The sequence below is a fragment of the Mesohalobacter halotolerans genome (genome assembly GCF_006120725.1).
GTDB lineage: Bacteria > Bacteroidota > Bacteroidia > Flavobacteriales > Flavobacteriaceae > Psychroflexus > Psychroflexus halotolerans.
The window spans coordinates 433,947-447,184 of record NZ_SWMU01000003.1 but is presented as its reverse complement, the minus strand read 5'-3'; the positions used below and the strand labels follow the sequence as shown (position 1 = coordinate 447,184).

The 13,238-nt window shown below is 38.2% G+C and carries 4 protein-coding genes; 3 read left to right on the top strand and 1 reads right to left on the bottom strand.

The features are described from left to right. Positions 1–54 precede the first annotated feature (54 nt). Positions 55–870: an enoyl-ACP reductase FabI gene (locus FCN74_RS09110; RefSeq protein ID WP_138932279.1), complete on the top strand. Its 816-nt coding sequence runs from the start codon at positions 55–57 to the stop codon at positions 868–870. Between the two features lie 139 nt (positions 871–1,009). Next, on the top strand, positions 1,010–7,408 hold the full coding sequence (locus FCN74_RS09105) for a T9SS-dependent choice-of-anchor J family protein (RefSeq protein WP_138932278.1): 6,399 nt from the start codon (positions 1,010–1,012) through the stop codon (positions 7,406–7,408). A 74-nt stretch (positions 7,409–7,482) separates the two neighbouring features. Here the strand turns inward: FCN74_RS09105 and FCN74_RS09100 are convergent, their stop codons facing one another. Beyond that, positions 7,483–8,016 carry a hypothetical protein gene (locus tag FCN74_RS09100; protein ID WP_138932277.1) on the bottom strand — a complete coding sequence of 178 codons (534 nt, stop codon included), beginning with the start codon at positions 8,014–8,016 and terminating at the stop codon, positions 7,483–7,485. A 536-nt stretch (positions 8,017–8,552) separates the two neighbouring features. On the opposite strand from FCN74_RS09100, the gene FCN74_RS09095 reads away from it, so the two are divergent. Beyond that, a complete protein-coding gene (locus tag FCN74_RS09095; RefSeq protein ID WP_138932276.1) occupies positions 8,553–13,184 on the top strand; it encodes a fibronectin type III domain-containing protein in 4,632 nt (1,543 codons plus the stop codon). Positions 13,185–13,238 lie beyond the last annotated feature (54 nt).

Sequence of the window (13,238 nt, the reverse complement as noted above, 5' to 3'; positions counted from 1 at the left end):
AATAAGCATTTTTAAAAATCACAAATCACAAATCACAAATCTAAAATCAAATTCATGTCATATAATTTGTTAAAAGGAAAAAAAGGAATCATTTTTGGAGCTCTAGATCAAAACTCTATCGCCTGGAAAACAGCAGAACGTGTTCACGAAGAAGGTGGGCAATTCGTTTTAACCAATGCACCTATAGCAATGCGAATGGGAAATATTAAAACACTTGCAGAACAAACAGGTTCTGAGATTATACCAGCTGATGCTACAAAAACTGAAGATCTTGAAAATTTGATAGAGAAAGCTCAGGAAATTTTAGGAGGACAATTAGACTTTGTTTTACACTCTATAGGAATGTCTATAAACGTCAGAAAAGGTAAACATTACACAGAACAAAATCATGAATGGACGCACAAAGGACTTGATGTATCAGCCATGTCTTTTCATAGAGTTATGCAAGTTTTGTATCAAAAAGACGCGATGAATGAATGGGGTAGTATCGTAGCATTGACTTATATGGCAGCACAACGCGTTTTCCCGGATTACAATGATATGGCAGACAATAAAGCATTTTTAGAATCTATTGCCAGAAGTTTTGGCTATCATTTTGGGAAAAAGAAGAACGTAAGAGTCAATACCATTTCTCAATCGCCTACGCCAACTACTGCGGGTAAAGGTGTAAAAGGCTTTGATGGTTTTATCGCTTATGCTGATAAAATGTCTCCTTTAGGCAATGCCACGGCTCAAGATTGTGCAGACTATACGATTACTTTATTTTCTGACTTGACAAAACGCGTTACTCTTCAAAACTTATACAACGACGGCGGATTTTCAAATATGGGAGTCAGTGAAGAAATCATCAATAAATTTACAGAAGAATAAAAAATAAAATTTTTTTATAGTTTGGAAAACCTGATGTTGAAAGGCTTCGGGTTTTTTTGTAAAGTTAAAACTTAAAATGAAGTTTGGTACTTCATAACATTTGTATAAATTTAACGTCCATTTAAAATACATTTAACTTATGAAAAAAATTATACTCATCTTTGGTTTGTTAATCACTTGTTGGCAAATCAATGCACAAGATTATTGTACAGATGGCGGACCATCCATTACCTCTGACTCTAATGTTGAATCTGTCGACCTAGTCGGAGAAACCACAACAATTGCTTACCTAGGTTGTCAAAATGCTGGTAACGGTGTAGCTGGAGTAGATGATCAAACGGGTTCCCAAACAGCTGACATTGTGGCTGGAAATACTTACACAGTAGATGTTCAATATGGGACCTGTGGAGGTAATTTCGCTGGTGCTGGTGAAGCCTGGATAGATTATGACAGTGATGGCACATTTGAAGCGAGTGAATCAATAGGAACAGTAAATGGAACACCTCCATTTGCACTTCAATCCTTTTCAATTACAGTTCCTAATGACGCACTTAATGGTAATTCAAGAATGCGTGTAATGCAATGGGAAGGTGGAACTTTACCTTTAGACCCATGTGGTTCATTCTCCTGGGGATCTGTTACCGATTTTGAAATCGTTATTTCAGGTGGTATAGATATCACCTGCGAACAACCTTTTAATGTTCAGTTAGATATAGCCTTTGGCTCATCGGCTGATTTTTCATGGGACTTAGCACCAAATGATCAGAATGGCTACATTTGGGAAGTCTTTGCAGCTGGCGCAGACCCAGATGTTGATACACCAGTTTCAACCGGAACAGTAGGTTCAGGCGTTAACACAGTTAATGCTGATGGACTTTCAGAGCTAACTGATTACGATTTTTATGTGATCACAGATTGCGGTTCTACAGATGGATTAAGTCAAAGAAGTAATGTAGTTTCATTTACCACAGATTTTTTATGTCCAGCGCCAACCAACGTCACTATAGATGGCTTACTAGCAGATTCTTTTAATATCAATTGGACTGAAATTCCTAATGCATTAAGTGGTTACTCATGGTCTGTGTTTAACTCAGGTGATGATCCAGCAGTTGATACGCCAGTATCAACAGGGTCTGTACCTTTTGGAACAACTACAGCCAATGTTACTGCACTTTCTGATAACACAACTTATGATGTTTATGTATCAGCAGATTGTGATACCGATGGCACGAGTGAACTGTCTAATGTGGTGACTGTAACAACGCCATGTTTAGCCATTTTAGCCCCTGTTACAGAAAATTTTGAATCTGCATCTTGGGTACCTGGAACTGGATTTAGTAATGCTGGTGATGCTATTGATGATTGTTGGCAGAGAACACCTGATGGATCAGGATTCTTTTGGGGTACCGGATCAGGTACAACAGGCTCAACTGGGACCGGACCTGATTCTGCAAATAGTGGTTCAAATTATATTTATACCGAAGGTTCAAATGGTATAGACGGAGACGAAGCGTTTTTGGTTTCTCCTTTGATAGATTTATCAAACCTTAATGCACCGGCGCTAACCTTTTGGTATCATATGTTTGGTGCAGGAATGGGAACTTTAAGCGTAGATGTAGATCCCGGTACAGGTTTCGATTTAGATGTGTTTACCATTTCCGGTGAACAACAAACTGCTTTATCAGATCCTTTTGTGGAGCAAATTGTTGATTTAGCACCCTATGCCGGTCAAACAGTAAGAATAAGATTTAGAGGAATTAAAGGCGATACATTTGCCAGCGATATGGCCATAGATGATTTTTCCGTAGATGAAGCACCAACTTGTATTAAACCGGCAAATCTTGCTGTTGTTGAAGTGTTTTCAAATTCTGTTGAAGTGTCATGGGGTGCAATTGCTAATGCTACAAACGGATACATATGGGAAGCCTATGAAACAGGAGATGATCCCGCTGTGGATACTCCTGCTGCAACAGGAACTTTCCCGGCTGGAACGACTACCGGTACAGCAACAGGTTTAAGCGAATTGACAGATTATGATTTTTACCTGATTTCCGATTGTGATGCCGATGGCTTATCAGATTTAGCCGGTCCGATTACATTTTCTACTTTGGCCATTTGCCCAAGCCCTACAAATGTTGCATTTACAAACATTGCCGTTGATGCAGTTGATGTGTCATGGGATGAATCTTTTAATGCCAGTAACGGTTATATTTGGGAATTGTTTCTGAGCGGTGATGATCCGGCAACAGATACGCCGTTTCAAAACGGAAACGAAGCTTTTGGTACAAACACCTTAAGTTTAACAGGTTTAACGGATAATACAGATTATGATTTCTACATTACGTCAGATTGTGATGCAGATGGTTTATCATTAACCGAGGGACCTTCAACTTTTACAACTTTGGCTTTACCTCCTGCTAATGATGATATTTGTGATGCCATACCTTTAACCGTTGGTGTCATTCCACCGGGTGATGCTTACAACAATTTAGCAGCAACCGGACAAACTGATGAACCTGTGCCCGATTGTTTTAATGGTGGTATCAATGGTTCAGTATGGTTTACATTTGTGGCACCAGCCTCCGGAGAAGTTGAGGTTTCTACCGATATCGCAGGAGCAAGCCTTACAGATACAGAAATTGCGGTCTATGCAGCGCCAACAGACTGTACAGATCCATTAACATTGGGTACAGATATTGGCTGTAATCAAGATGGCGGTATTGTTGTAGGATTTAATTCTATTATAAATCTCACCGGACTCACCGCAGGAGATACATATTATATTCAAGTTGATCAATGGGGTACTACTGCCCCCGGTGAATTTGGTATAAGTGTTATAGATACCAATCCCCCATGTTCGGCACCTGAAAATATTGTATTGAATAATGTCACAACAACTACTGCCAGCTTATCCTGGGATGATGTCACAGAGGCTACAGATGGTTACAATTGGTTTGTTTTTGACCAGGGTGCAGATGTAACTTCAGATACACCAGTAGCTACAGGTTCTGTGGCGACCGGTGTTTTGACAGCTGATATATCCGGTCTAATGGCAAGTTCAACTTATGATTTTTATGTAGAATCTGATTGTGGTTCAACAGTTGGTGTTAGTGCATTGAGTTCGCCATTTACGTTCGATACGGCTTGCGATGCATTCCTGGCACCATTTTTAGAAGATTTTGAGTCTAACGGTGATGATATCCCGACTTGTTGGACTCAAGCCGGTAATACTGATAAAGATTGGTTATTCACTGTGCCACCGGGCTTTAGTCATGTTGGAGATAACGGTACTTTAGGCGGATCTACACAAAGTAATGGAGGTCTTGCTTGGGTAGATGACTCTGCTCCACATGTCACCGATACGAGATTGCATTCACCACTCATAGATGTTTCTCCTTTAAGTGTGCCATTTTTGAGTTTTTATCTCATCAGCAACAATGAAGGGAATACCAATGTTGACTTCAGTGTAGAAATTTGGGATGGTGCGGCTTGGAATGAAGTCTATACCAGCAATTCAAACACCCTTAATGGTGAATGGGAAGAGATTCAAGTAGAACTTTCCTCTATAACTTTTACCGGTGATGCGCAAATTGCCTTTATCGTAGATGAAAACAATGGCACAGACTTTTATGACGATGTGGCTATAGACGACGTGAGGTTAGAAGAAGCACCCACATGTCCTAAACCCAGTAATGTAAGTGTTGTAGATGTTTTTGCGGATTCATTAGAAGTGTCTTGGAACGCTGTAAGCAATGCGACAAATGGTTACATTTGGGAGATATATGAAGCCGGAGATGACCCAGCTGTGGATACACCGGTTTCGACCGGGATATTTGCTGCAGGTACTTCACAGGGAATAGCCGATGGCCTTTCGCCAGAAACAGATTATGACTTTTATTTGGCATCAGATTGTGGAGCGACTGATGGGCAAAGTGATTTGACTAATCCTATTAGTTTTACAACGACAGAACTATGTAGCTTACCATCAACTTTTGAAGTTGTCAATTTGCAACCCGACTCAGCAGAGTTAAATTGGTCAAGTATACCAAATGCCACAAATGGTTATTCATGGGCTGTATTTAATGCAGGCGATGATCCTGCAACTGCTACGCCTGTAGATTCAGGTGTAGCGGGCAGTGGAGATACATCTGCAATTGCTACAGGCCTCACAGATAATACACCATACGATGCCTACATTACTACAGATTGTGGTGCAGATGGGCAGAGTGATCAATCTTTACCTGTTTCATTTACAACACCTTGTAATGTGTTTTCTGCTCCGATTACAGAAGACTTTGAATCTGCATCATGGGTTCCTGGAACAGGGTTTGGGAACACCGGAGATGCTATTGATGATTGTTGGAGTAGAGATCCTGAAAGCCCGGATTATTTCTGGGGTACAGGAACAGGAACTACTGGTTCAACCGGAACTGGTCCAGATTCAGCTAACAGTGGAGCAAATTACGTATTTACTGAAAGCTCAAATGGAAGTCTTGGTGATGAAGCTTTCTTGGTATCACCTCTTATAGATCTATCTCCTTTATCTGATCCAGCGTTATCTTTTTGGTATCATATGTTTGGTGGAGATATAGGAACAATTAATGTAGATGTTAATGCCGGTAGTGGATATGATTTAGCTGTCTTCACACTTTCTGGACAACAACAAACAGCCGGAAATGAACCATGGATTGAACAGTTTGTAGACTTATCAGCTTATGCTGGTCAAACCGTTCAGATTAGATTTAGAGCTGTTCGTGGAGATGGGTTTGGTAGTGATATTGCCATAGATGATTTTCAAGTCGATGAAGCCCCTTCATGCTTAACACCAACGGGTTTAACTGTTACAAATATTACTGAAAATACAGCTGACTTAAGCTGGAATGCTATTGGAAATGCCTCAGCAGGTTACAATTGGTTTATCTTTAATGCAGGCGATGATCCTGCTGTAGATCCACCTGTTGCTTCAGGTTCAACAGCAGCTGGTGTGACTTCAGATAATGTGACAGGCTTACCGAGTTCATCATTTTTAGAAGCCTATATTCAAGCCAATTGTGGTACGGCTGATGGACTAAGTGAATTATCTCCTGCAGTGAGTTTTGAAACCTTATGTGATGTTTTCCCAACGCCTTATTTTGAGGACTTTGAAAACTTTACAATTTCTACTACTTTTAATGTTGACTTTGTTGAAGACGGTTGTTGGGAAGATGTTTCTTCAGGTGCTTTTACTTGGGACGTAGGTACAGGGGATACAGTTTCAGCAAATACTGGACCAGACGCTGCTTTTTCAGGAGCAAACTACCTTTTTACAGAAGCGTCTTCAGGATTGCTAGGAGATGAAGCCATAGTTTTATCACCAGAAGTCGATTTATCAAGTTTGTCAACACCAGCATTATCATTTAGATATCATATGTATGGTGCAGAAATAGACCAACTCAGTATAGATATTGATGATGGATCAACTTTAGATTTAGACGTCTTAACCATAGTTGGAGAACAACAATCTTCTGAAACAGATGATTGGATACAAACTTTTGTTGACTTGTCACCCTATGTTGGACAAACTATTCAAGTCAGATTTAGGGTCACAAGAGGAGATGGTTTTGCCGGAGATGTTGCTATAGATGATGTCAATTTTGACGAGGCTCCAACTTGTTTCGACCCTTTAAATCTAGAAGTCTTATCAGTAAGTGATACGACTGCCGATCTCAATTGGCAGCCGGGCTCAAGTGAAACCAACTTTGATGTAGAAGTTGTTTTGGCGGGTACTACACCTACAGGAGTACCAACTTTTGAAGACGTGAGTGTACCATTTACGGCAACGGGTTTAAACTCTGAAACCGATTATGACTTCTATGTCAGAGCAGATTGTGGTCCAGGAGATGTTAGTAACTGGGTAGGGCCAGAGAGTTTTACCACTGCCATAACACCTGTGAGTGTAATTGTTAATGATCCTGCCATCAATAACACATATTGTTATGACAACAATGAGTTCAAAGAATGGTTGTTTGTATCTTCAGATGGAACTACAGCTGTTGAAGTTGTATTTAACGGTGGTACTATAGAAGATGGATTTGGGTCAACAGACCGTTTCAGAGTCTTTGACGGTTTCGATGTATCATCGCCTGTACTTTATGATTCTGATGTCGATGGCACTGATTTATCTGGGGTTTCTCTAACAGCCAATTCCGGAGCTGCTTACATTTTACTGGAGTCTGATATTTATGGCTCTTGTCAAAACGGTCTTGATGTAGAAGTACCGTTTGATTTTGATGTATTTGCCGGTACTATATCTACTGTGGCATTCTCTGAAGATAATTTTAAATATTATCCTAACCCTGTAGAGTCTATATTAAATATTGATTCCGCAAACCCAATTGAATCTGTTCAAGTATTTGATATACTAGGTAAAGAGGTTTTCAGTCAAGATTATGAAAACTTATCTGTTAATATTAATATGAACGCTTTAAGCAGTGGAACTTATTTGATGAAAGTTTCTATTAGTGGTAATTCACAAACCTTTAGAGTGATAAAGGAATAAGAACAACCTCATTAAATAATTTAATAAGCCTGAAGATTTGTTCTTCAGGCTTTTTTATTTAAACCATAAAAAACCTAATATAAATTTAAAGACTTTAAATTTTCAAGTTTAAAAGATTCTATATTTGAATTATTATTGAAAATTAACAGATGAGATTGATTTGAAATTTTTATTTTCTCAATTCCTCTTACATTTTTGTCTGCTATAAAACCAGTTTTACTGTATGGTATAATTTCAAATATTTCTTGTTCTGTGTTCCATTTTAAAACATGACCGTTAGATCCATCATATAAAGTAAATTCAGCATCTGTAACGAAATCGTTTCCAGCTAAGATAACTATTTTATCATCTTTGTTAATTTTTAATATAGCTATATCTTTTACATAAGTGTTTTGTGTTAACTTTGGTAAAGGTTTGATTTCAAAGTTTTGATTCCCTTGATTCATCAAAACCATATGCTTAAGATATTTTGCTTGATTAATTTTTTGAAGATCTTTTTTATTTAAAATATACGACCAATCAGCATTTGCAAAAGACTCATATGAGTTAAACCTTCTTTTAAACGAGGGTAGCTCTTTAGAGATTCTATCATACCAAGAATTAGACATTTGAACAATATCATATTATCATTTAATCCTAATTAGTTTAATAAAATAATAGTAAAAAAACATTGTTGTCCGATTTAAAATTCATAAAACCCATGCTTTGTACTTATAATGAACGATTTGAGAACTTAATTTTATAATACCTTGCTATAGTACAAGATCGATAGAACGCTAATAAATTACTTTTTTGATATCTATATAATTGATAATGAGATGTTTAAAATTTATCTAAAATCTTATATCTAAAATCTCATATCTTAGTCGGACACGACTAGTAAAAAAAGTAAAAATATTTTTATTTTAAATGCTTCTATAAAGGTAGATATATTTAATCTTAATGTATAATTAAATCAAGGTGAGTATACTTGATATTTAAATAGTTAGAGTCAGTACTATTGATTATGATACAATATCTTAAATATATGTATGACGGGCCTGATTTAGTAATAGCAACAAAACGAATATCACTAAAAATCTTTTAGCATTATAATTTTTGATTAATTATTTATATATTTGATGGATTAACAAAATATTAAATTATGAAGAAACATTATTATTTATTAATGCTTTCATTAATGTTAGCATTATCTTCTTACGCTCAAACGCCAGTGATAACATCCGTTGTGGATGCATGTGGTAGTGATGGTAAGTTTGTAGAACTTTACGTGTCAGGCACGGTAGATATGGCTGATTACAAGTTAGTCAGAAGATCAAATGCCAATCCCTGGTCAAACGGAGTTGACATTGACCTGTCTGCTTTAGGAAGTAGAACAGATGAATTTGTTTACGTGGGTAGAGATATTCCCACTTTAGAAACAGAATTCCCTAGCGCAGGCATTTCAACATCTAATGCAATTGAAGATGGCAGTATATCTCACAATGGAGACGATTCTTATCGCCTTGTCGAGGTAGCAGGTGATGTTGTTATTGACCAATTTGGAGGAGACATAGATGGTTCCGGTGAGCCATGGGAATATGGTGACAGCTGGGTTGCAAGGAATGATGGTGAAGGTCCTAATACTACGTTTACTTTAAGTGAGTGGTCATTTGGTACTATTGATGATCTAAATGCCGTGGGATTGTGTAATGATCCCGGTAATCCTACCTTAGAAACAGTTGCTACCTCTGTAGGTACATATGTGCCTCCGGCATCAAGTAATGCTGGTGTAGACTGTTCAGATCCTATTGTCATAAATGCATTACCATTTAGTACATCAGACAATACTGCCAACTATGGTGATGAGTATGATAATGGTTCAAGTGATTGTTCAGGATTCTATATGAGTGGTGATGATGTCGTTTATTCGTTTACACCATCCTCAGATGGTAATTACAATTTTCTTCTATCTAACTTAAGTGATACCTGGTCCGGACTCCATGTTATGGAAGGCTGTATAGATGACACGCCGGTATGTGTTGGTTTTGAAGGAAATTCTAATTCTAACGATAGAGAGCTTGATATAGATTTAACAGGTGGCGTTACTTATTACGTGGTTGTAGCTACATGGGCAGCTCCACAATCAACATCTTATGATTTAGACATTTCTGAAAATTCCTGTACTGATGCTACTGTAAATTATACTGTGGTTAATGACTGTGATAATAGTGGCGGCTTTTTAATTGATGTGGAAGTTACCGATATGGGAAGTGCTAATTCGTTAACAGTATCTAATGACCAAAATGCAAACACTATTCCGGTTACAAACCCATCAACTGTTCAGGTTGGTCCTTTTACTAATGGTACTGATGTTGTCGTAACAGTTGTAGATGATGATGATGCAAATTGCACGCTTACAAGTAGCGCATTGACTCAAGAGGCTTGTCCTCCGGAAAATGATAATTGTCCTGAAGCCTTACCGCTTTCCATAACTTCAAGTAACACTAATGTTACGAGTCTATCAACAGTTGCTGCTACAGAAACACCCTTAGAAATTGTAGATTGCGATGCTTTTGGCAATTCTGGAGTGTGGTATACATTTACAGCACCGGCTTCAAATTTAGAATTTGAATCTATTACCGGTTCGCCTGGAATAACAATTTTTGAAGGGCCGGATTGTGATAACTTAACCGAGTTAACGGGAAATTGTATAAATAATGATTCTGGATCAATATCGGGGCTAACTCAAGGAAATGACTACTACGCCATGGTGTGGACTGATAGTGGAGAAGCATCAGTTGAATTTTCATTGTACTTTATAGATTGTCAGGAGCCTACAAACCTGGATGCTCAAAATATAACGACGTCTTCAGCTGACCTTACATGGACAGCAGGTGATGCTGAAACCGAATGGGAAGTAGTTTGGGGTGATGTCAATTTTGACCCGCTTACTGAAGGGACAACGGTAGCTGATGATGATGGAACACTTGGTGTTTCTTTGTCCGGTCTAAATAGTGGAACACCCTATGAATACTATGTTAAAGCTATATGTAGTGGTTCATCAGAATCAAACTTAGCCGGTCCATTTGCATTTTCAACTTTATGCGATGTAGTAAGTGCTCCTTTAAGTGAAAATTTTGATGGTAGTAATTTTACACCTAACCCAAGCGGTACGTTTACCTACGATCAGGATGCCTTAGATCCTTGTTTTTCAAGATCTCCAGCTAATGATGGTGACACCTTTACCTGGATGGCTATAACTGGCGAAACTGGTTCTGCTTCAACAGGACCTAGTGATGATGTTTCTGTGGGTGGAAATTATATGTATACAGAAGCTTCTGAAGGAGATGCCGGCGATGAAGCATTTTTAAACCTTCCACAATTAGACCTTAGTTCATTAACTAATCCGTTCTTAACTTTTTTCTACCATATGTTTGGAGACGATATGGGAACATTAAGTGTTGAAGTAAAAGATGTTTCTGACACCTCTTATAATGAAGTATTTAGTATTTCAGGTGAACAGCAGTCCGGCAACGCCGATGCTTTTATCGAGCAATTTGTTGACTTAAGTGCTTTCTCAGGTCAGACAGTCGACATTAGATTTAAAGCTGTTAGAGGTCCAAACTTTAATTCTGATATTGCTATTGATGAAATCTCAGTAGATGAAGCACCTAGTTGTATTAAACCTCAAAATTTAACCACATCTAATATCACGCCAGACTCAGCTGATCTGACTTGGGACGAAGAGCCCCTAAGCACAGCTACTGACGGTTACCAATGGTTAATTATGGCAGAAGGTGATGCACCAGATCCTTTTAACGCAATTGATTCCGGGTCTGTTAATAATGGGGTATTTACTGTTTCAGTAAATGGGCTTTCACCAGACACAAATTACGATGCCTACGTCAGGAGTAATTGTGGTGGTGGTGATATTAGTTCATGGACCTCCGCTACTAGTTTTACAACATCAATAGCTGCAGTTGTATTATCGCCAGGCAATATAGAGAGTGAAGCATATTGTTATGATAGTAATGAATTCAAAGAATGGTTATTTGAATCTTCAGATGGTTCGCCTTTACAGATAGAGTTTTTACAAGGGTCTGTTGAAGTTAATACTTTCTCAGGAGGAACTTATGATGACTTGATCATCTATGATGGTCAAGACGATACAGGAACCGTATTATTTAATTCTGATGTAGACAATGTAACTGCTGCTGACCTTACCGGTCTTACCTTAACAGCAAATTCAGGGTTTATGTATATTACGCTTGATTCTGATATTTCAAATTCTTGTGCCAGTGGAGCTCAAACAGAAATCCAATTTGAGGTGAGCATACCACAGTTTGCATCAGTACAGGTAATTCATAACTCAGCTGATCCAGCTGCAAATCTGGTAGATGTTTATTTAAATGGCACACTGCTGTTAGACGATTTTGAATTCAGAACAGCAACGCCTTTTGTTGATGTTCCTGCAGGATCTCCTATAGATATAGATATTGCACCAGGAACGAGTACAGACGTTTCTGATAGTATTTTTAATCTAAATACCACACTAACAGCAGATGAAACTTATGTAGTTGTTGCTAATGGTGTATTGGACCCTGCTCAATTTGATGATTCGGTGAATACTATTGATTTTGATCTTGATGTATTTGCAGGAGCTCAACAAGCTTCGACTAATGCAGGTGAAACAAGTTTATTGATAAACCACGGATCACCTGACGCACCAATGGTTGATGTTGTTGAAACAACGCTTCCACCATCTACTTTAGCAGATAACATGTCTTATCCTGAATTTCAGGGTTATGTAGATGTTCCAACTGCAGACTATGTCCTCAATGTTGAAACGGCTGATAACGCTACTGTAGTAGCCACTTATGAAGCCCCTTTACAAACGCTTGGCTTAGGAGATCAAGCTATAAGCGTACTAGCAAGCGGTTTCTTGGATCCTTCACTTAATCAGAATGGTGCAGCCTTTGGATTATGGGTAGCCCTTCCGGCAGGTGGCGATCTAGTAGAGTTGCCATTTGTTGAGCCTGAACCGGCAGCACCTGCACCAGATCCAACAGAAGATTCAGCAAATGTAATTAGTATGTTTAGCGGTGTCTATACTGATGTTCCGGTTGATACATGGTTAACGTCATGGTCTTCTGCGCAATTAGCAGATATCCAAATTCAGGGTAATGACACTAAACTTTATACTGATTTAGACTTTGCCGGTGCTGAAACTGTGACAAACCCTATTGATGCCTCAGGTATGGACTTTTTCCACATTGATGTTTGGTCGCCTGATGCAACTACCTTTAGAGTGAAGTTAGTAGATTTAGGATCAAATGTTGAAGGTGAAATTGCTTTCTCTATCGCTCAAGAAGAATGGGTAAGTTTACAGATACCATTAACAGATTTTGCTGACCCTGCAGTTGTTACAGATTCTAATAACTTGTTAACGGCAACTAATTCTATACAGCAAGTCATTATATCTGGTTTACCTGTTGGAGCAGTTACAGCTTATGTTGATAATGTTTACTTTAGTAGTACAACTGTTGGAACAACTGAGTTTGATAGTAATAATTTCTCTTTCTATCCAAATCCTACTGCAAGCGAACTAAACTTTCACACTACAAGTCAAGTAGAAAGTGTCAAAGTGTATAATATGCTTGGACAACAAGTAATGGCTGAAACACCTAATACGGTTTCACCTTCGCTTAAAGTTGAGGCTTTACAAGCTGGAACTTATATTATGAATGTAACTATAAATGGTTTATCTGAAAACTTCAGGTTTATCAAAGAATAGTCCTTTTTATAAGTTTTAATTAAATAAAATCCCGAAGCAATTTTGCTTTGGGAT